18 protein-coding genes are annotated in these 19,720 nt (G+C 70.9%); 13 read left to right on the top strand and 5 right to left on the bottom strand.

Annotated elements, in window-relative coordinates:
* Positions 1–42: 42 nt before the first annotated feature.
* Entirely contained in the window at positions 43–423 is a 381-nt protein-coding gene (locus OG994_RS15610; protein WP_120329535.1) for a DoxX family protein, read from the bottom strand.
* 166 nt (positions 424–589) lie between these two features.
* Here OG994_RS15610 and sigJ point away from each other — a divergent pair, with 166 nt between their 5' ends.
* From sigJ to OG994_RS15580, 6 genes are all read left to right on the top strand, one after another.
* Complete coding sequence (gene sigJ, locus OG994_RS15605) at positions 590–1,567, top strand: RNA polymerase sigma factor SigJ (protein ID WP_328850130.1); 978 nt, start codon at positions 590–592, stop codon at positions 1,565–1,567.
* Positions 1,568–1,580: 13 nt separating this feature from the next.
* Complete coding sequence (gene bla, locus OG994_RS15600) at positions 1,581–2,519, top strand: class A beta-lactamase (RefSeq protein WP_328850129.1); 939 nt, start codon at positions 1,581–1,583, stop codon at positions 2,517–2,519.
* 129 nt (positions 2,520–2,648) lie between these two features.
* A complete protein-coding gene (locus tag OG994_RS15595) occupies positions 2,649–3,185 on the top strand; it encodes a toxin-antitoxin system HicB family antitoxin (RefSeq protein ID WP_120332117.1) in 537 nt (178 codons plus the stop codon).
* 39 nt (positions 3,186–3,224) lie between these two features.
* Positions 3,225–4,070: a DUF4097 family beta strand repeat-containing protein gene (locus OG994_RS15590; protein ID WP_120332116.1), complete on the top strand. Its 846-nt coding sequence runs from the start codon at positions 3,225–3,227 to the stop codon at positions 4,068–4,070.
* A gap of 149 nt (positions 4,071–4,219) precedes the next feature.
* Positions 4,220–5,200 (top strand): ATP-binding cassette domain-containing protein, encoded by a 981-nt coding sequence (locus OG994_RS15585; protein ID WP_328850128.1) that lies wholly within the window; start codon positions 4,220–4,222, stop codon positions 5,198–5,200.
* Positions 5,197–5,988, top strand: coding sequence for an ABC transporter permease (locus OG994_RS15580; RefSeq protein WP_328850127.1), 792 nt, complete (start codon positions 5,197–5,199; stop codon positions 5,986–5,988). The genes OG994_RS15585 and OG994_RS15580 overlap by 4 nt, the downstream gene beginning before the upstream one ends.
* Positions 5,989–6,069: 81 nt before the next feature.
* Here OG994_RS15580 and OG994_RS15575 read toward each other — a convergent pair whose 3' ends face one another.
* The 4 genes from OG994_RS15575 to OG994_RS15560 form a co-directional block, all read right to left on the bottom strand.
* Positions 6,070–8,559, bottom strand: a complete 2,490-nt coding sequence (locus OG994_RS15575; RefSeq protein ID WP_328850126.1) for a M14 family metallopeptidase — start codon at positions 8,557–8,559, stop codon at positions 6,070–6,072.
* Positions 8,560–8,843: 284 nt separating this feature from the next.
* Positions 8,844–9,296, bottom strand: coding sequence for a hypothetical protein (locus OG994_RS15570; RefSeq protein ID WP_328850125.1), 453 nt, complete (start codon positions 9,294–9,296; stop codon positions 8,844–8,846).
* Positions 9,293–9,505, bottom strand: a complete 213-nt coding sequence (locus tag OG994_RS15565; RefSeq protein ID WP_328850124.1) for a hypothetical protein — start codon at positions 9,503–9,505, stop codon at positions 9,293–9,295. Before OG994_RS15565 ends, OG994_RS15570 begins: the two co-directional genes overlap by 4 nt.
* Positions 9,506–9,619: 114 nt before the next feature.
* A complete protein-coding gene (locus tag OG994_RS15560; protein ID WP_328850123.1) occupies positions 9,620–10,453 on the bottom strand; it encodes an IclR family transcriptional regulator in 834 nt (277 codons plus the stop codon).
* Positions 10,454–10,616: 163 nt separating this feature from the next.
* Here OG994_RS15560 and OG994_RS15555 point away from each other — a divergent pair, with 163 nt between their 5' ends.
* The 7 genes from OG994_RS15555 to OG994_RS15525 all read left to right on the top strand — a co-directional run bounded on the left by OG994_RS15555 (position 10,617) and on the right by OG994_RS15525 (position 19,531).
* Positions 10,617–11,861, top strand: a complete 1,245-nt coding sequence (locus OG994_RS15555) for an ABC transporter substrate-binding protein (RefSeq protein WP_120332111.1) — start codon at positions 10,617–10,619, stop codon at positions 11,859–11,861.
* Between the two features lie 64 nt (positions 11,862–11,925).
* Positions 11,926–12,879: a carbohydrate ABC transporter permease gene (locus OG994_RS15550; protein ID WP_120332110.1), complete on the top strand. Its 954-nt coding sequence runs from the start codon at positions 11,926–11,928 to the stop codon at positions 12,877–12,879.
* Positions 12,876–13,706, top strand: coding sequence for a carbohydrate ABC transporter permease (locus OG994_RS15545; protein ID WP_328850122.1), 831 nt, complete (start codon positions 12,876–12,878; stop codon positions 13,704–13,706). The genes OG994_RS15550 and OG994_RS15545 overlap by 4 nt, the downstream gene beginning before the upstream one ends.
* 8 nt (positions 13,707–13,714) lie before the next feature.
* A complete protein-coding gene (locus OG994_RS15540) occupies positions 13,715–14,896 on the top strand; it encodes a mandelate racemase/muconate lactonizing enzyme family protein (protein ID WP_120332108.1) in 1,182 nt (393 codons plus the stop codon).
* Positions 14,893–16,104 carry a fumarylacetoacetate hydrolase family protein gene (locus OG994_RS15535; protein WP_328850121.1) on the top strand — a complete coding sequence of 404 codons (1,212 nt, stop codon included), beginning with the start codon at positions 14,893–14,895 and terminating at the stop codon, positions 16,102–16,104. Before OG994_RS15540 ends, OG994_RS15535 begins: the two co-directional genes overlap by 4 nt.
* Positions 16,101–17,630, top strand: coding sequence for an aldehyde dehydrogenase (NADP(+)) (locus tag OG994_RS15530; protein ID WP_328850120.1), 1,530 nt, complete (start codon positions 16,101–16,103; stop codon positions 17,628–17,630). Before OG994_RS15535 ends, OG994_RS15530 begins: the two co-directional genes overlap by 4 nt.
* A 323-nt stretch (positions 17,631–17,953) precedes the next feature.
* Positions 17,954–19,531, top strand: a complete 1,578-nt coding sequence (locus OG994_RS15525) for an alpha/beta hydrolase-fold protein (protein WP_328850119.1) — start codon at positions 17,954–17,956, stop codon at positions 19,529–19,531.
* Positions 19,532–19,720 lie beyond the last annotated feature (189 nt).

Here is a 19,720-nt window from a genome sequence, read left to right as displayed (position 1 = left end):
CCTCGACGCGATCGGGGACGGCGCGACAGTCGCTCATCGGGGTCATCCGGGGAAGGCGTGCGAGCCGAAGCGCCCCCACGCCACGAGGACGGCCAGGGCGAGCAGGACGAGATTCGCCATGACCGGTTGCGTCTCGCGGCGGCGCAGGTGCATGGCGGCGGCGCCGACCATCAGCGACGCCAGGCCGACGGCGGCCAGCGGTACCAGGACCGGCGCGACGCCGAGCGCGGCCGGCAGGATCAGGCCCACCGCGGCCAGGATCTCCAGGACGCCGATGACCTTCACGGCGGGGGTGCCGAGGTCGTCGAGGACGGCCATGCCGGAGGCTACCAACCTCTCCTTCGGCTGGATCAGCTTCATGGCCCCGGAGGCCAGGAAGGTGGCGGCGAGCAGTCCCGCGACGACCCACAGGACGATGTCCATGAACGTTCTCCTCCGGACGGTGTGCGGTGCGCCAGCTCCGCTGGCGGTTCAGCGGTACGACGACGCGGGCGGGCCGGATGTGAGGTGGCGTGCGAACCTCACAGTTGCGCGCCGTACGCCGTCGAAACCGGTGAGGGCAGACGCGACCGAGGGAGCCGCCAGCACCATGAGTGACCAGTCCGAGCCCGGCCGACCCGATCCGAGACTGAGCGCCGTCCTGGGGGAGCGGCGTCGGCTGATCGACCTCGCGTACCGGCTCCTCGGCTCGGTGGCCGACGCCGAGGACGTCGTGCAGGAGACGTACGCCCGCTGGTGCGCCATGCCGGACGCACAGCGGGATGAGATCGCGTCGCCCGCCGCCTGGCTGACGACGGTCGCCGGTCGCGTCTGCCTGGACGTGCTCCGCTCGGCCCGGGTCCGCCGGGAGCGATACGTGGGCGAATGGCTCCCGGAGCCGCTGCCCGACGCCACCGAGTGGATCAGCGGGCGGTCGGACGGCGCGCCGCCCGACCCGGCCGACCGGGTCACCCTCGACGAGTCGGTCACCATGGCCTTCCTCGTCGTGCTGGAGTCGATGACACCGGCCGAGCGCGTCGCGTTCGTCCTGCACGACGTCTTCCGCTACTCGTTCGCGGAGGTGGCCGGCATCGTCGGCCGTACGCCGGCGGCCTGCCGCCAGTTGGCCTCGTCGGCCCGCCGCCGCGTCCGCGCGGCGCAGGCCGCCCCCACGCCCCGAGCCCGGCGCGTCGAGGTCGTCAGGGACTTCAAGCGGGCGTGGGAGGCCCGGGACATCGACGCCCTCGTCGGTCTGCTCGACCCGGACGCCACCGCGGTCGCCGACGGCGGCGGCATCGTCGACGCCGAGTTCCGCCCGATCCGCGGTGCCGGACGCATCGCGCGGGCGCTCGCCGACATCGCCGGCCGGGAGGACGACCTGACGATCCTCGAACGGACGGTCAACGGTCAGCCCGGCCTGGTGGTGCGGCAGGGCGGCGTCACCGGCACCGTGATGGCCTTCCACGTCACCGCCGGTCGGATCACGCACATCTGGGCGGTACGCAACCCGGACAAGCTCCGGTCGTGGCCACCGGGCGGCACCGCGGTGACGGGGGCTCGTACGGTCGACAGCAGCACCGAGGGATGAAGGAGCAGCACGGGTGATTCCTGGGACCCGCCGGACCGCCGTGACGGTCGCCGCCGCGCTCGCGTGCGTCGCGCTCGCCGCCTGCTCGACGAGCGGCGCGCCGACCGCGTCCCGGTCGGGCGTGCCGTCGAGCCCGGCCGCCTCGGTATCGCCGGCGCCACGAGCGACGCCCGCGGCACCGGACTTCGGCCGGCTCGAAGCGCGGTTCGACGCCCGGCTCGGCGTCTACGCCGTCGACACCGGCACCGGCCGCACCATCGAGCATCGGGCCGACGAGCGGTTCGGCTACGCGTCGACCTTCAAGGCGTTGGCCGCCGGGGCGCTGCTGGCGGCGACGTCCACCGCCGAGCTGGACCGGGTGGTCCGGTACACGGAGGCTGACCTGGTGACGCACTCGCCGGTCACCGAGCGGCACGTGAAGACGGGGATGACCCTGCGCGAGCTGGGCGACGCCGCCGTCCGGTACAGCGACAACACGGCGGCGAACCTGCTGTTGCGGCGGCTCGGCGGCCCGGCGGGCTTCGAGCGGGCGTTGCGCGAGCTGGGCGACCGGGTCACCGATCCGGAGCGGTTCGAGACCGACCTCAACGAGGCGACCCCCGGTGACCGGCGCGACACGAGCACCCCTCGGGCCCTCGCCACCGACCTGCGGGCGTACGTCCTCGGGGACGCCCTCGCGCCCGAGGACCGGGCCGTGCTGACGGGGTGGCTCAAGGGGAACACGACGGGCGACACCCTCATCCGGGCCGGCGTCCCGGCCGGCTGGCAGGTGGGCGACAAGACCGGCTCCGGCGGGTACGGCACGCGTAACGACATAGCGGTGGTCTGGCCGCCCGACGGCGCCCCGATCGTGCTCGCGATCCTCTCCAGCCGGGAGGAGAAGGACGCCAGCTCGGACGACACGCTGATCGCCGAGGCGGCGAAGGCCACGATCGAGGCCCTGCGCCGGTAGCGGCCCGCCCCCCCGGTGCGCGGTGCCCGCCGGAGGGTGACGCCAGATGGCGCCATGACGCCACCACCTCTGCCGCCGATGGCATCAAATGCTGTTGCCGTGACGCCACGATGATGCCATAGTGGTGTCATGGAACTACGCGCTTACGTCGACGCGATCCGGCACCAGCTCGCGGTGGCCGCGGCCGCCGGTGGCGACGACGCTCGGGAACTGGCCGAGCGCCTCACCGCACCGCTGGAGTCCGCGGTCCGGCTCGCCCTGCTGGACGCGCTCTCCGAAGCGGCCACCGAGATCACCCGCGATCTGGCGCCCGGCTCGGTCGACCTGCGCCTGCGTGACCGGGAGCCGAGCTTCGTCGTGACGCCACCGCCCGCCGAGCAGTGGGCCGAGGACGTCGCCGCGCCGGCGCCGGCAGTGCATCCGCTGCCGCCGCCACCCGCCGACGGCGAGGACGAGGCGACCGTGCGGATCAGCCTCCGCCTGCCGGAACACCTCAAGGCCCGCGTCGAGCAGGCGGCGGCCGCCGCCGGCGTCTCGATCAACACCTGGCTGATCCGGGCTGCGGCCGCGGCCGTCGAGGGAGGCAACCAGGCCGGCCAACCCGGCGGCCCCCGGCGTACCGGCACCCCCACCGGGGGTCAGCGCTTCACCGGCTGGGTGCGCTAGCCGCACCGGCCCCCACCGACCACCCGAGAGGGGAGCACCATGCCATCCTTCGACACCCCCGGACCGATCTCGGTATCGATCGAGCTCGTCGCCGGCGACGTGCGGATCACCGCCGGTCCGCGGACCGACACCGTCGTGCAGGTGCGGCCGGCCGACGAATCCGACGACCGCGACGTGCGCGCCGCCGCGCAGACCCGTGTGGAGTACGCCTCCGGCCGGCTCGTCGTCCGCGGGCCCCGGCAACCCAACTTCGGCATCTTCGGCAAGACCGGGTCCGTCGAGGTGACCATCGACCTGCCGGCGGGCTCCGGCGTCGACGGGAAGCTGGGCGTCGGCGCCGTCAACTGTGCCGGATCCCTGGCCGACTGCCGGCTCAAGACCGGCGCCGGTGACCTCCAGGTCGAGGACGCCGGCGCACTCACCCTCGTCACCGGCTACGGCGCGGCCATCGCCGAGAACGTGGCGGGTGACGCCGAGGTCACCACCGGATCCGGCAAGCTCAGCCTCCGCGCCGTGGGCGGCCAAGCCGTCCTGAAGAACAGCAACGGCGACACGTGGGTCGGCGAGGTCGGCGGTGAACTGCGGGTCCGGGCCGCGAACGGCCACATCGTCGCCGAGCGCTCCGCCGCCTCGGTCACGGCGACCACCGCCAACGGCGAGATCCGCATCGGCGAGATCGTCCGGGGCGTGGCGACGGTGCGCACCGCGGCCGGGCGCATCCAGGTCGGCATCCGGCGTGGCACCGCGGCCCTGCTCGACCTGCACACCAGCTTCGGCAAGGTCCACAACGACCTCGACGCCACCGCCGGTCCCGCCGACACCGACGAGAAGGCCGAGGTGCGGGCGCGCACCTCGTTCGGCGACATCCTGATCCACCGCTCCTGAAGCGTCCCACCCACCGACTGATCCGGTCCCGGCCCTCCGCCGGGACCGGGAACGGCGCACGCCTCCATACCCCCGGTCCGCCCGTCCGGCCCGACCGGCGATGCCGCGCGCCTCCGTACCCGTGCACCACCCGACCAGTGGAGGAAGCAATGGCGGTAACGACCGCGACAAGGCCGGCCATCTCGGTGTCCGGCCTGCGCAAGACCTTCGGGGACAAGGCCGTCCTCGACGGCATCGATCTCATGGTCACCGAGGGCACGGTCTTCTCGCTGCTCGGGCCCAACGGCGCGGGCAAGACCACCATGGTGCGGATCCTGTCCACCCTGATACCCGCGGACGGCGGATCGGTCCGCGTGGCCGGCCACGACCTCACCGCGGAACCCGACCGCGTACGGGCGGCGATCGGCGTCACCGGACAGTTCTCCGCCGTCGACAACCTCCTCACCGGCGAGGAGAACCTCAAGCTGATGGCCGACCTGCACCACCTGGGCCGCGCCGAGGGCAGGCGCCGCATCGCCCGGCTGATCGACCGCTTCGAGCTCGGTGAGATGGCCCGCAAGCCCGCCTCCGTCTACTCCGGCGGGATGCGTCGCCGCCTCGACCTGGCCATGACCCTGGTCGGCGACCCGCGCCTGATCTTCCTCGACGAACCCACCACCGGCCTGGATCCCCGCAGCCGGCACGCCATGTGGCAGATCATCCGCGGACTCGTCGCCGAGGGCGTCACCGTGTTCCTGACCACGCAGTACCTCGACGAAGCCGACCAACTCGCCCATCACATCGCCGTGCTCGACCACGGCCGGATCGTCGTCGAGGGCGCCCCCGACGACCTCAAGCGCCGCATCCCGGGCGGGCACATCCTGCTGCGCTTCGCCGACCCGACCGCGTTGGACACCGCCGCCCGCAGTCTCGCCGTCGCCCAGCGCGACGACGACGCCCTCACGTTGCAGGTACCGAGCGACGGCGACGTCCGCTCGCTGCGAGCGGTGCTGGACCGCCTCGACGACGCGCACGTCGAGGTCGACCACCTCTCGATCCACACGCCCGACCTCGACGACGTCTTCTTCGCCTTCACGGGCACACCCGCTTCCGCCGCCGCACCGGCCGCCACCACCGGGGGACACCGATGACCAGCCTCGCCTACACCCTGACCGACTCGGCGACCATGCTTCGCCGACAGATCCGCCACATGCGGCGCTACCCGTCGCTGACCGGGATGCTCATCGGCATGCCGGTGGTCCTCCTGCTGCTGTTCGTCTACGTCTTCGGCGAGACGCTCGGCGCCGGTCTCCCGGGTGGCGGCGGTGACCGCGGCGCCTACATGAACTACCTGGTCCCCGGCATCCTGCTGTTCGCCCTCACCGGCACCGCGCAGGGAACCGCCATCTCGATCGCCATGGACACGACCGAGGGCATCGTCGACCGCTTCCGCACCATGGCCATCTCCCGGTCCTCCGTCCTCACCGGACACGTGCTCGGCAGCCTCGTACAGGCCATGCTCTGCATCGCCGTCCTGCTCGCCATCTCGATCGCCATCGGCTTCCGCCCCACCGCCACACCGGTCGAGTGGCTCGCCGCCGTTGGCGTGCTCGTGGCGACCGCGTTCGCGCTGACCTGGCTGTCGGTCGCGCTCGGCCTGGTCAGCGACAGCGTCGAGACCGCCAGCAACCTGCCCATGTTCCTGACCCTCATGCCGTTCCTCGGCAGCGGGTTCGTCCCCACCGACACCATGCCCTCCGGCCTGCGGTGGTTCGCCGACTACCAGCCGTTCACCCCCGTCACCGAGACGCTGCGCGGGCTGCTGCTCGGCTCGGAGATCGGCGACAGCGCCCTGATGGCCCTGGCCTGGTGCGCGGTGATCTCGCTGCTGTCGTACCTCTGGGCGAAGCGGGCCTTCCACCGCAGGGCCGCCCGGTAGCTCGACCACGGCAAAGGGGCGGACGCCCATGCGTCCGCCCCTCGCCGTCTCGTTGGCGCGGGTCCGCCCGCGCCGGCGGGACTACCGACCGGTGACGGTGATCGTCGCCGAGCGGTAGTTGTCGCGCTTGCCGTCGTTCGTCGGGTCGTAGCCCTTCTCGACGTTGCCGGCGGCGTCGACCGAGAACCAGCGGAACGTGGTCGTCTCGGTCACGTGGAACACCTGACCCGGCTCGCGGAACTCGGTCGCCTCGTAGCGGGGCGACTCGAGTGTGGGCCGGCTGCCGTCGGTCGTGTAGTAGATGGTCGCCGGCTCGCTGGTCTCGAAGCGCACGTCGACGGGCCCGGAGTAGGTGCCGCCGCCGGGGACGAGTTGCGACGTCGGCTTCTTCTTGTCCTTGCCCCAGTCCGCCGCGACCCGGAACATCTCCATGATCCCGTTGGCGTACTCCATCGTCTCGGAGTGGCCGCTGACGAGATCCGGCGTCCCCACCCACGGCGGCTGGAACGAGCCGCCCTGCCAGTTGCCGGTGGCCGGGTTGTAGACCGAGCCGCCGACCTCCCAGCCGAAGGCGTAGATCCCGTACGTGTGGTACAGGTCCTCGCGCACGTTGCCGGCGGAGGAGTAGAGGACGTCCGAGGAACCACCGACGTTCTCCGGCGTGACGACGGTCTGCCGGTGCGCCTTGACCTGCGACAGGATCCGGGAGGCCGACTGCCAGTAGAACGCCTCGTCACCCAGCGGCGGGCGCGGCGTGGTGATCCGCCCGTCGGCGATGTAGGCGCCCGGCTGCCAGAACAGCTGGCCGCCGTTGGAGTGCACCGACATCATGAACTTGATGTTCCGGTAGTTCTCGACCAGCCAGATGATGTTCTTCGACTCCGGCTCGGACAGCTTCGCCGGCCCCTGGTAGGTGTCGCTCACGCAGTTGGTCGACCCGCCCGCGTAGCCGTCGTGGCCCGACCCGACCCGGTAGTTCCGGTTCAGGTCGACGCCCCAGGAGTTGCGCCGGCCCGGGTCGGCGTTCTCGTCCGGGCAGTGGTTCGTGAGGTTGCGGCGCTGCGAGGCGAAGTTGTAGAAGCTGTAGTTCGCCCCGTCGGGGTTGTTCGACAGGATGAAGAAGACGTCGGTGTTGTCGACGATCTTCTTCGTGTCCCAGTCGGACTTGTAGTTGTGCACCAGGCGCTCGGCCGCCTCCAGGCTGGTCGTCGCCGGCACCCACTCGCGGGCGTGGTCCTGCGCCTGGATCAGCACACCCGGGTTGCGGCCGTCGCGGTGCTTGCCGATCCGCAGCACCGGGATGGTCGCCGGGCCGCGCGGCACCTCGCCCTCCGGCGCTCCGGCACGCTTCTGGTCGAGGAAGTCGGTCAGCGCGACCGGGCCGGTCGTCGGGGCGACGATGCCGGTGCCGGCGTTCGTACGGTAGGGGTGCGCCCGGTCGACGAGGCCCTGGGACTGGCTCTCCAGGGCCGCCGCCACCTGGGCGGCCGTGCTCGCGAGCGCGCCGGCGGCGTCCTTCGCGAGCAGGACGCGGATCGCCTTGCCCTGCACCTCGATGCTGAGCGGGAGGTTGGCCCCCGGCCGCTCGACGAACTCGACGGTGATGTCGTTGCCACCCTCGTGGCCCCAGGCCGCCGAGCTGACGACGACCGCGGACTGGCCGGTGCCGCCGATCGTGGCCTGCGCCTTGCGCTGGTAGCCGTTCGTCTTGTTCGGCAGGTAGACGATCTCGGCGATGTCCGGGTACTCGCGGGCGATCTCCTCCGCGCGGCTGTAGAGCTGCTGCGGCGTCCGGTAGCCGTCGACGAAGTCCCACTTGTAGCCCGGATTCGACGTCAGCGGCGGCGGGGCGTCCTCCAGCCAGTCCGAGACGAAGCCCGTCGTGACGCCACCGGTCGAACTCGTCACCCGGATCTGGCTCGGGCGGGTGTCGAGCTTGAACAGGTTCCGGTGGAACATGTACTGCCCGGAGTCGACGAACCGGCTCATCGTCCGGGCGAAGCCGAACGGCGTGTCCTTGCCCGAGTCGTTCTCGAGCTGCATCGTGACGACCGGATTCGACTGCTGCCCTTCGGTGGTCCGGGCCTCGACGTACAGGAAGCCCTGGCCCTTCGTGGTGAACCAGTCGGCGCGGACGACCCGTACCGTCGCCTCGTGGCTCGCCGGCTGGACGGCCTGCGCGGTCCGCGCGCCGGAGGCCCGCAGGCCGCCGTCGGCCTCGTCGCTCCAGGCGAAGGCCTCGTCGTCACCGATGATCTCGACACCCAACGCCTCGAGTTCGGCGACCTGCTCGGCGGTCACCACCGCCTCGCCCTCGATCCCGGTCGGCACGCGCCTGAGGCCGTGTTCGAGGTCGAAGCCGGCGGCCACCACCTTGTCCAGCATGTCGGCGCCGGTCATCCTGACGTGTACGAGGCGTACGTCGTCGGCGTCCTCGAGATGGGATCGCTCCGAACCCGCTGTGACTGTCGCGTCCGCGGTGTCCGCGCCTGCGGGGGTGGTCGCCACGAGGACGCTCCCCACCAGGGCGGACATCGCGAGGAGCGCGACGCGCACCTGCGTCCGTCGCATCCTTCCCCTCCTTGTGCTTGTGGCCTGTGGTTGACGTGGTTGCTGGCCCTACGGGGGTCGGACCGGTCCATCCAGAAGGTGGTGCTGAGCGTGCACAGGACGGGCCCGCTGGACGACGGCGGTCGTCGTCCAGCGGACCGTGGAGCGTTCGGGTGAGCGTATGTGCATTCATGGAATCGATGGGCCGCGCGAAACCGGATTTGAGCATTCCTTGAGGCACCGGGTACGCACGGTGATGCCCGTGCCGGTGCCGGCCGTGGTCACGGGGCTCGGCGCTCGTCGGATCAGACGTGGTCGAGCAGCGCGTCGAGCGGACGCGGCAGGGCGTCGCGGTCGAGCGCGGCCTCGGCGAGCAGCCGCGCGTAGCGCTGGTTACGGCGCGAGCTGCTGCGCAGGAACCGCCACAACTGCGCCTCGGGCTCCCGGCCCCGCCAGGCGGGCTGGCTCTGGAACGAGTGGAACGCGCGGAGGTCGCCCTGCGACTCGAAGAGTTCCTCGACCCGCGCGGCGCCCAGGGCGCGGATCAGCTCGTCCTCCAGATCCTTCACGCAGACGTAGAAGCCGAGACGCTCCATCTCGGTGCGCGTGCGGGGTGAGCCGACCCGGGCCGTGGCGAGCCCACGCCGGAACACCTCCTCCTCGCGCAGGTCGCACAGACCGGCGAGCCGGACCCCGGCGGGGGTCAGCCTCGTGAGGAAGTGGCCGATCGCGTGTGCCCCGCCGATCGGCACGATCACGACCCGCTCCGCATCGAGGTCCCGACCGCGGCCGACGGCGGCCGTCTCCAGGGCGATCTGGTCACTGATGCCTCGACGAGCACCACGGCCGCGGCGGACCCGACCTTCGCCAGGGCACGGGCCGTCGCCCGGATCGAGGCGGCGTTGCCGCCCAGGTGGCCGTCGACCACCTCGGCGGTCATCACCTCGGCGCGTCGGGTCGTGGCCATGCGGCCATCATCGGTGACGCCCGGCCGGCTGGCCAGACATTTAGCCGGGCCTCTCGCGCCGACGGGGGACGGCCGACGACCCGTGGCGACCACGGCGGGGGAGGCCGTGAACCGTCAGCCCTGCGGGCTCGCTCCGACCTCGTCCGACCCGCGCCGGTCGATCGATCGGTCGTCCGACCCGTCCGGCCCGGGGGTGGCCGGGGGTGCGTACCCGAGCTCGCGCGAGATCTGGTTCGCGGTCTCCAGCAGGAGCGGAAGGTTGGCCTTCAGCTCGTCGAGGCTGGCGATCACCTCGATCGCCGTGATCGAGGTGGCGGCGATGACCCGCCCGCGCGAGTCCCTGATCGGCGCGGCGACGCACATGACGTACGCGTCGTGTTCGCCGTTGTCCGTGGCCCAGCCGCGTTCGTGGATACGGGCGAGTTCGGCTTCGAGGGAGTCCCGGTCGGCGAAGGTGGTGTCGGTGAACCTCTCGAAGACGACGTGGGAGAGGAGCCGGTCGCGTTCCTCGGGAGGCAGGTAGGCCAGGATCAGCTTGCCGACGGCACTCGCGTAGATCGACACCGCGCGCCCTATGCGGGACGGCAGCTTCACGGCGTCGAACGCGGGGCTGTCGACCTTGTCGATGTAGACGATCTCGTCGCCGGTCAGCTGCGCCAGGTGCACCGTGTGGCTGGTCTCGCGTTGCAGCGCACGCAGGTGCGGCGCGGCGAACTGGCGTAGGTCCATCGAGCCGAGCGCCAGCTCGGACAGCTCGATCAGGCCGCTGCCGAGCACGTAGGTCCCCGCGCCGGTCCGGCGCACGAAGCGCGCGGACTCCAGCGTCTGCAGGATGCGCAGGGCAGTGGACTTGTGGACGCCGAGCACGTCCGCTGCCTCGGTGAGCGACAGCGGGTGCTCTGCTGATCGACGGATGAGGTCGATCGCGCGGCGAATCGATTGCGACAAGGCGCTGTCTCCCCTCGTGCGACGGCCGCTGCCATCGCTGACGTTGCGTTATGTGCAATGTAGTTGATGCCATGCGCAACCGCTACTTGACAGCGTTGCATATGACGCTACGATCGTTGCAAATTTCACCCGGACGACTTCGACCTGCAACAGGGGAGTAACGATGAGCAGGAATCGCACTCGCCTTGGTATCGCCGGGGCCACAGCCCTCGGCCTGGTCGCCGCCCTCTTGACCGGCTGCGGCTCCGACGGCGATGCCGGTGGTGGCGTCACAAAGCTGACATTCGCCGCGTCAACATTCGGCGACCCGGGCCGCGGCCCCAAGCTGACGGCGTGGCTCGACGAGTTCAACAAGAGCCAGGACAAGGTGCAGGTCTCGGCCGCGGCCGTGCCCTACCCGACCTTCGGCCAGACGGTGCTCACCCAGATGGGCAGCGGCCAGGGACCGGACCTGGTCCGCTTCGACATGCCCGAGTTCGAGGCCGCAGCTGACGCCGGCCTCATCGCGCCGCTCGACAAGCTCGTCGACGTCAGCAAGTACGACCTCATCAAGCAGCCGGACCAGTTCATGGTCCACGACGGCGTCCGGCACGGGATCATCTTCGAAGCGTCGAACTACGCGATGTTCTACAACGCGGACCTGATCCCGACGCCCCCGACCACCTACGACCAGTTCTTCTCCACCGCGAAGTCCCTGACCAAGGGCGACGTCTACGGCCTGGCGTTCCGGCAGACGGAGGCCGAGGAGGCCGGCGTGTGGCAGGACATCTTCAACTACGTCTACGGCTTCGGCGGCGCGTGGTCGGACGGCAAGAACCTGACCATCAACTCACCCGAGAACCTCAAGGGGCTCCAGGCGTACAAGGACCTCTACGACGCGAACGTGATCCCGCGCGGCGCCGACGCGGCGACGTTCCGGCGGATGTTCGCCGAGGGCAAGGTCGGCATGGAGCTGAACAACGGCGGGTACGTGACCGCCACCCGCGGCCAGAACCCGAACCTCAAGTTCAGCGTCGCGCCCATCCCGTTCCCGGTCCGCAAGCAGGGCGCGATCCTGGCGCCGATCGTCATCAACGAGGCGAGCGAGGCCAAGGAGGAGGCGGCCACCTTCATCCGCTGGGCGCTGGAGCCGCAGAACCAGATCAAGCTCCAGGAGATCCTCGGCGCGAGCAGCGTCGCCACCACCACGCAGCGCAGCGCCGAGGCGCTGGAGGAGACCCCGTTCCTCACCGTGTTCGACGAGCTCACCGAGTCCAGCCTGCCGCAGATCGTGCTGGGGTTCGAGGCCAAGACACCGGACATCCGCAAGGTCGTCGTGCAGAACGTGATCGCCGCGCTGCAGGGGAAGGTGGACCTCAAGTCCGCACTGGATCGCGCCCAGCAACAGGCGACCGAACTGGTCAGCTGACAGCTCGACGAGGCGCTGCCGGCGTCCGCGCCGGCAGCGTCCTATCGCGGAAGGGCCGAACTCCATGACCGTGCTCGAGCGAACGAGAGCACCGAAAACGACACGCAGATCCGGCACGCGGCGCGGGCCCAGTCCGCTGGGCAGCAAGTGGACGCCCTACCTGTTCCTGGCGCCCGCCGCACTGTTCATCCTCGTCTTCCAGGCGGTGCCGCTCGCCCAGGAGGTGTACCTCAGCTTCACCCGGACGACACTGCTCAACCCCACCCGCAGCCAGTGGGTGGGCCTCGACAACTACGACCGCATCTTCGGCGACCCGGACTTCCGCCACACCCTGCTGATCACCTTCGTGTACGTGATCGCCTGCGTCGTCGGGGCCGTCGGCAGCGGGCTCGTCGTCGCGCTCCTGCTGAACAAGGGCTTCCGGGGTCGCGGCGTGGCGCGGGCGCTCGTGACCGTTCCCTGGGCCGCTCCCGGCATCGCGGTCGCGCTCATCGCGACGTGGATGCTCAACGCCCAGTACGGGATCGTGAACCGGTTCCTCGACGCCGTGGGCCTCGGGGTACCGGGCGGCGCGATCCTGGACAGCCCCCGGTACGCCCTCCCGGCGGTGCTCGCGACGACCATCTGGCAACTGTTCCCGTTCACCTCCGTGGTGCTGCTGTCCGCGCTCCAGGCCGTTCCGCAGGACCTGAACGAGGCCGCGACGGTGGACGGCGCGGGGCGGTGGGCCACGTTCCGCGCCGTCACCTGGCAGGTCATCAAGCCGACCGTGGGCCTGCTCGCCGTGCTCATGACGATCTGGTCGCTGCGACGGTTCGAACTCATCTGGCTCATGACCAAGGGCGGACCGGTCGGCGCCACCGAGACGCTCGTCATCGACCTCTACTCGCAGGCCTTCGACTCGAAGGAACTCGGATCGGCGGCCGCCATCGGCATGGTCGGGGTCGTCATCTCGCTCATCGTCATCACCGGCAGCCGCCTGGTCGCCCGCGCCGTGGAGAAGGAGGACGTCCGATGAGGCGGTTCCGCATCGGCCTCACCGCGCGGATCATCGCCGTGCTCGTCGTGCTGGGCGTCGCGGTGTTTCCGCTCTACTGGATGCTGGTCACGGCGCTGTCGAGCAACGGTGACCTGTTCGCCGACCGGCCGCGGCTCGTCCCGGACATCGGCCACTTCGGCGTGTTCGTCGACGCGCTGGCCGAGGGCAAGGCGGCCGGATGGCTGCTCAACAGCCTCGTGATCGCCGTCGGCACGATGGTCCTCTCCGTGGGCCTGGGCATCCCCCTCGGGTACGCGCTGTCCCGGTTCTCGTTCCGGGGCAAGGCCGTGCTGACCCTCGTGCTGCTGTTCACGCAGATGCTTCCCGAGGCGCTCATGGTCGTGCCGCTGTTCGCGCTGTTCCGCCGCTTCGACCTGCTCGACTCGCTGACCGGGCTCGTCCTCGTGAACTCCGCGTTCGTCCTGCCGATCGTCGCCCTGATCCTCAAGGGCGCCATCGACGGCATCCCGAGGGAGCTGGAGGAGGCGGCCCGGGCGGACGGAGGCCGGCCCTTCACCGTCCTGACCCGCATCAACATGCCGCTGATCGCCCCGTCGATCGCGGCCACCGCCGTCATCGCCTTCTTCCACGCCTGGAACGAGTACGTGTTCGCGGTGACGTTCATCTTCACTCCGGAACTGCAACCGGCCTCCGTCGGCATCGCCAACTTCATCGGCGAACTGGGCACGCCGATCCAGACGGTGATGGCGGTCGCCTTCCTGTTCACGTTGCCCGCCGTCGCCTTCTACCTGTTGGCGCAGAAGTACGTCGTGTCCGGCATGACCGCCGGAGCGGTGAAGGGTTGACCCACAGAATGAAGATTGTCTCCGTCGACACCCTGGTCGTCGACTTCTACCGCACGAACCTCGTCATCGTGCGCGTCCACACCGACGAGGGGATCGTCGGCCTCGGCGAGGCCACCCTGGAGGGCAAGGAACGGGCCGTGCAGGGCGCCGTCGCCGAGGTCGCCGAAGCCGTCGTGGGACTCGACCCCACCCGCATCTCGCAGATCGTGTACGAACTCGCGCGGGACTGGTACTGGCGCGGCGGGCCCGTCATCATGACCGCCCTCAGTTCGCTGGAGATGGCGCTGTGGGACATCTCGGCCCGCGACCTCGGCGTCCCGGTCTCCCGCTTGCTCGGTGGCACGATCCGGGACCGGGTGCGCGCGTACGCGAACGGCTGGTTCTCCGGGGCCGTCACCCCGGAGGACTACGCCGCGGCCGCGCGCCGGACGGTGCAGACCGGCTTCCGCGGCCTCAAGTGGGACCCGTTCGAGAACTACGACATGACCATCACCACCGGTCAGCTCGACCGGGTGCTCGCCCAGATCGACGCCGTGCGCGGCGCGGTGGGACGTGATGTCGAGCTGTTCATCGAGGGGCACGGCCGGTTCGACGTCCGCCACGCGATAAAGATCGCGAAGGAGATCGCCCAGTTCGACCCGGTGTGGTTCGAGGAGCCGTGCCCGCCGGACAATCTCGACGCCCTCACCGACATCCGCCGCGCGTCGCCGGTGCCCATCGCCGCCGGCGAGCGGTGGTTCGGCCGGCAGGGCTTCGCGCCGGCACTCGCACGCCAGGCGGTCGACTTCGTCCAGCCCGACGTGACGCACGCGGGCGGGATCGCCGAACTCGCCTTCATCTCGACGCTCGCCGCGACGAGTTACGTGGGATTCGCCCCGCACAACCCGAGCGGGCCGCTCAGCACGGCCGCGACGCTCCAACTCGGGGCCACCCTGCCGAACTTCCGGTACCTGGAGATCATGGCGACCGACGTGCCGTGGCGCCCCGAGATCACCAACGAGCGGCTGGTCCTGACGGAGGACGGCGACGTCCTCATCCCGTCCGGCGTGGGGCTGGGCATCGAGGTGGACCTCGCCGCGATCGAGCGGCATCCCTTCACACCGCATCCGGTCCGCATGTTCCGTGACGCCGTGTACGACATCCGTCCCCCGGACGAGCGCTCCTACTTCAACCTGGAGAGCGGCTCATGACGGTGCCACAGCCCCAGGCGCTCGCCGCCGGGCCGGGCTGGTTCGGGACCGCGGCCGAGGCGCTGCCGGACGACGTCGACCAGAGCGTGCTCGTCGGCCGGATCTGGGATCCCTCGGTCGACGGCCCGTCACCCGTGGTCGTCCGCGACGGCGACGTCGTCGACATCAGCCACCGGTTCCCGACGGTCCGCGACATCTGCGAGCTGCCCGACCCCGCCGCCACCGTGGCCGGCATCGACGGACCGCGGGTGGGACGGTTCGAGGACGTCCTGGCCAACACCGGTGCCGCCACCCGCGACCGCACCCGTCCGTGGCTGCTCGCCCCGGTCGACCTCCAGGCGCTCAAGGCCGCCGGCGTGACGTTCCCCGTGTCGATGATCGAGCGGGTCATCGAGGAGCGAGCCCGCGGTGATCTCGCGCTCGCGGCCGACATCCGGCGCCGGATGCTCGCCGACATCGGTGGGGACCTGCACCGTCTGGCCCCGGGATCGGCGGAGGCCGAGCGGCTCAAGAACCTCCTCGTCGCCGAGGGGATCTGGAGCCAGTACCTGGAGGTCGGGATCGGACCGGACGCCGAGATCTTCACGAAGGGCCAGATCCTCTCCGCCGTCGGCACCGCCGTCCCGGTCGGCGTGCTCGCCGCCTCGACGTGGAACAACCCGGAACCCGAGGTCGCGCTCATCGTCGCGTCCAGCGGCCGGATCGTCGGCGCCACCCTCGGCAACGACGTGAACCTCAGGGACGTCGAGGGACGGTCCGCGCTCCTGCTCCCGCGCGCCAAGGACAACAACGCCTCGTGCGCCCTCGGGCCGCTGATCCGGCTCTTCGACGACCGGTTCGGCCTGGACCAGGTGCGCGGGCTCGAGGTGCGTCTGCAGGTCTGCGGCGTGGACGGCTTCGAGCTGGAGGCCGTCTCGGAGATGGCGCAGATGTCACGGGACCCGGAGGCGTTGGTGCGGCAGCTGATCGGTCCTCACCACCACTACCCCGACGGGGCGGTGCTGATGCTCGGGACCATGTTCGCGCCCATCCAGGACCGGGACCGCCCCGGTGAGGGCTTCACGCACAAGGTCGACGACGTGGTGCGCATCAGCTGCCCCGCGCTCGGCGCGCTGGTCAACCGGGTGCGGCACGCGGAGGAGTGCGAACCCTGGCAGTTCGGGGTCCGCGATCTCATGGGCAATCTCGTCAGGAGGGGACTGCTGTGAACGCGGTGATCACGGTCGACCCGCGCGACGGCACCCGTCGCGCGACCGACCTCACGGAGACCGGAGACGTCCTGCTGGGGGAGATCGTCGCGCGGGCGTCCCGGGCGGCCCGGTGGCTGACCGACGTGGGACGGCACGGCCGCGCGGGGGTGCTCGAGGCGATCGCCGATTCGCTGGAGTCCCGCCGCGCGCACCTGGTCGCGACGGCGGAGTCGGAGACCGGGCTCGGCCGACCGCGGCTCGACCAGGAACTCACCCGCGCGGCGCTCCAGTTCCGGATGTTCGCGGACGTGGTGCGCGACGGCGGCTACGTCGAGGCGGCCATCGACCACGCCGCCGACACGCCGCTCGGGCGCGGTCCCGACCTGCGGCGCATGCTCGTGCCCCTCGGCCCGGTGGCCGTCTTCGGCGCCAGCAACTTCCCGTTCGCCTTCTCCGTCGCCGGCGGTGACACCGCCTCCGCGCTCGCCGCCGGCTGTCCCGTCGTGGTGAAGGCGCACCCGTCCCATCCGTTGACGTCGCACGCCTCCTGGCGGGCGATCGAGTCGGCGGTCCGGGACGCGGGTGGGCCCGACGGCGTGGTCGCGATCGTGTACGGGGAACAGGCGGGCCGGTCCCTCGTGCGCCACCCCGGCATCCGCGCCGCCGCCCTGACCGGCTCCATCGGCGCTGCCCGAGCCCTTCAGGCGGCCATCGACGAGCGGCCCGATCCCATTCCCCTCTACGCGGAGCTCAGCAGCGTGAACCCGATCGTCGTGCTGCCCGCGGCGGCCGCCGAGCGGTCAGACCAGATCGCCGAGGGGCTGTTCGCCTCGTTCACGGGCTCGGGCGGCCAGTTGTGCACCAAGCCCGGGTTGGCGTTCGTCCCGTCCGACCCCGCCGGTGACCGCCTCGTCTCGGCGCTGCGGGAGAGGGTCGCCTCCTCCGGCGGGGCGACCCTGCTGAACGAACGCATCCGTGACGCGTTCGAGAGCGGAACCGCGGCGCTCGCGCGCGCCGGCGCCAGCGTGTCGGCGAGGCCGCGGATCGACCCCGGCACCGGGTTCACCGTCGCGCCGGCGCTCATGGAGGTCGCACTGCCGCGACTGACCGCCGAGATCGCCGACGAGTGCTTCGGCCCGCTCATCGTGGTGGTGCGCTATCGCGAGGTCACCGAACTCGGCGCCGCGCTCGTGACCGTCCCGCCGTCGCTCACCGGCTCGATCCACAGCGGACCGGGGGACGACGTCGCGGCCGTTCGCGGGTTGGTCGACGTGCTCGCCGCCCGCTGCGGTCGCCTCGTCTTCGACGGCTATCCCACGGGCGTCCGCGTCTCGTGGGCCCAGCACCACGGTGGGCCGTGGCCGTCGACCAACGCGGTGCACACATCCGTGGGCGCCACGTCCATCCGCCGGTTCCTCCGCCCCCTCGCGTGGCAGGACGCGCCGGACTGGATCCTGCCCGAGGAACTGCGAGACGACCACACGGCGATCCCCAGACGAGTCGACGGGAGGTTGGAACCGGCGGTGGAATCCCCGCATCGGTAGGAAGAATTCGAATGCGTGTCAGGGCGGTCTGATCACATTTATCGGAGCGCCCTGACCGATCACTCCTGCTCCCAAATTGATTCGCACCAGCGCTTCTGGTGCCGCTGGAATCTGCCCGACAAATGCGCACAGCGAGCGATTCTAAAACCTCTCCGTAACCGTCTTGACGTGCATCGTTATTCATGCTTGTATTTTTGCAAGGAACGATGTTAGCGCTAACATAGCTGGCAGCGTTTGCTTCAGGTATCCGTTCACCTCACCGTCGAAATGCCGGCCGGGCCTCTATTCGGTCTGGCCACGTGCCGAAGAGAGGGAGCAGGAAAATGCCCGTTGCACGTCCCCGTCTCTCGCTGATGCCGCCGTCGAGCCGGCGGCTGAGGCTCTCGCTGATGGCGGCCCTGGCCGTCGCGGCCGGAACGCTCGCGGCCCCCGCCGCGTCGGCCGCGCCGGCCGCGCCCCTGGGGCCGACCGTCACCCGCACCGATCAGCCGCCCACCGGGTACTCGGTCACCTTCCGGTACGAGGCGCCCGACGACGTCCAGCAGGTCCACATCTACGGCGACTGGTTCTACTCGCGCCCCGAGAACATCCCGTGTCAGGACTGCGGCGACGCCCGGCCTCCCGCCGAGTGGCAGCCCGGCGACGTCGCGGCCACGCCGTGGCACATCCAGGCCATGGAGAAGGGTTCCGACGGCGTCTGGACCTTCACCACGCCGCTGCCCGCGGGCACCTTCCGGTACGCGTTCACCCACGACTGCACGAACGAGCTGGCCACCGGCTGCACCCTGCACGACGACCCGGCCAACCCGTGGCAGATCCAGCCGCAGTACCCCGGCGCACCGGGCGCGGTGCGCAGCACGATCTACGTGCCGGCCAGCACCAAGTTCCCGACGTACGACACCGGCTACCAGGCGCCGGTCGCCAAGATCGGCACCCTGGAGTCCCGGCGGTACACCTCGCCGCTGTCGACCAACCCGCCCGGCGTGCACGACATCGTCGTCTACACCCCGTACGGCTACGACCCCAACCGGGCCAAGCCATACCCGACCCTGTACCTGAGCCACGGCGGCGGTGACCACTCGACCGCGTGGACGATGCAGGGCGTGGCCCACCTCATCCTGGAGAACGCGATCCAGTCCGGCGTCGTCGAACCCATGGTGATCGTGTCCACCGACTTCAACGGCCTTCCCGGTGGCAACGAGGGCTACGTCAACGAGCTGCGGAACAACATCTTCCCGTTCGTCGAGCAGAACTACCACGTCTCCACCCGACCGCAGGACCGCGCGTTCGGCGGCTTCTCCGCCGGAGGCAGCCGGGCCTACACGATCATGTACAACCACACCGACCTGTTCGGCTACCACGCCGCCTGGAGCGCGGGCGGACCGGCCGCCACCCAGGCGCAGGTCGATCGCATGAAGTCCGTGGCCGGCGGCATCATGATCGGCACCGGGCTCCAGGACCGCCTGGGCAACATCGCCGAGAACTCCCAGCGGAACGCCGCGGCGCTGCGCGCGGCCGGCGTCGAGCTGGACGAGTACAACGTGCCCGGCGTGCACACCTGGCACGTCTGGCGCCCGCTGCTCAACCACTACCTGCGTGCCCTGGCGTTCCGCACCACCACGACCGGCCTCGACGTCGAGGCCGCGCCGGCGGGCGCCTCGCACAACACCAGGGTGAGGGCGACGGCGACGGTGGCGTCGGTCAGCACCAGCGTGGCCACGCCGGCCGGCAAGGTCGACTTCTACGCCGGTGACACGTACCTCGGGTCCGCGCCCGTCCGCAACGGGGTCGCCACGATGAACACAGTCGTCCAGGGCGGCCTCGACGCTCCGGTGGTCGCCCACTACCAGGGCGACAAGCTCTTCAACGGATCGCAGAGCGCGGCGGTCGACGCCCGGTAGGGCCCGGCCCCGTCGCCGTACGGCGGCGGCCGCGACCGCTCACTCCGGTGATCGGAGTGGGCGGTCGCGGCACCGCCGCGACGCGGCGCCGCCGAGCGCCTGAACCCGGGTGGGCGGCCTGCGGCAGACTCGGATATCGGCACGAGACGGCGATCGGAAGTCGGCCGTTCCTCGTTATGGCAACAGACC

The organism is Micromonospora globbae, from assembly GCF_036184225.1.
GTDB classification, from domain to species: Bacteria; Actinomycetota; Actinomycetes; order Mycobacteriales; family Micromonosporaceae; genus Micromonospora; species Micromonospora globbae.
This window is presented reverse-complemented; position numbering and strand designations above follow the sequence as displayed.

Bases quoted from the DNA above. Each gene is read 5' to 3' on its own strand.
- OG994_RS15585 (WP_328850128.1), top strand. From the start codon at position 4,220: ATGGCGGTAACGACCGCGACAAGGCCGGCCATCTCGGTGTCCGGCCTG.
- OG994_RS15535 (WP_328850121.1), top strand. From the start codon at position 14,893: ATGACGGTGCCACAGCCCCAGGCGCTCGCCGCCGGGCCGGGCTGGTTC.
- OG994_RS15550 (WP_120332110.1), top strand. From the start codon at position 11,926: ATGACCGTGCTCGAGCGAACGAGAGCACCGAAAACGACACGCAGATCC.
- OG994_RS15610 (WP_120329535.1), bottom strand. From the start codon at position 423: ATGGACATCGTCCTGTGGGTCGTCGCGGGACTGCTCGCCGCCACCTTC.
- OG994_RS15590 (WP_120332116.1), top strand. From the start codon at position 3,225: ATGCCATCCTTCGACACCCCCGGACCGATCTCGGTATCGATCGAGCTC.
- OG994_RS15580 (WP_328850127.1), top strand. From the start codon at position 5,197: ATGACCAGCCTCGCCTACACCCTGACCGACTCGGCGACCATGCTTCGC.
- OG994_RS15555 (WP_120332111.1), top strand. From the start codon at position 10,617: ATGAGCAGGAATCGCACTCGCCTTGGTATCGCCGGGGCCACAGCCCTC.
- OG994_RS15565 (WP_328850124.1), bottom strand. From the start codon at position 9,505: ATGGCCACGACCCGACGCGCCGAGGTGATGACCGCCGAGGTGGTCGAC.
- OG994_RS15540 (WP_120332108.1), top strand. From the start codon at position 13,715: ATGAAGATTGTCTCCGTCGACACCCTGGTCGTCGACTTCTACCGCACG.
- OG994_RS15525 (WP_328850119.1), top strand. From the start codon at position 17,954: ATGCCCGTTGCACGTCCCCGTCTCTCGCTGATGCCGCCGTCGAGCCGG.
- OG994_RS15575 (WP_328850126.1), bottom strand. From the start codon at position 8,559: ATGCGACGGACGCAGGTGCGCGTCGCGCTCCTCGCGATGTCCGCCCTG.
- sigJ (WP_328850130.1), top strand. From the start codon at position 590: ATGAGTGACCAGTCCGAGCCCGGCCGACCCGATCCGAGACTGAGCGCC.
- OG994_RS15545 (WP_328850122.1), top strand. From the start codon at position 12,876: ATGAGGCGGTTCCGCATCGGCCTCACCGCGCGGATCATCGCCGTGCTC.
- OG994_RS15595 (WP_120332117.1), top strand. From the start codon at position 2,649: ATGGAACTACGCGCTTACGTCGACGCGATCCGGCACCAGCTCGCGGTG.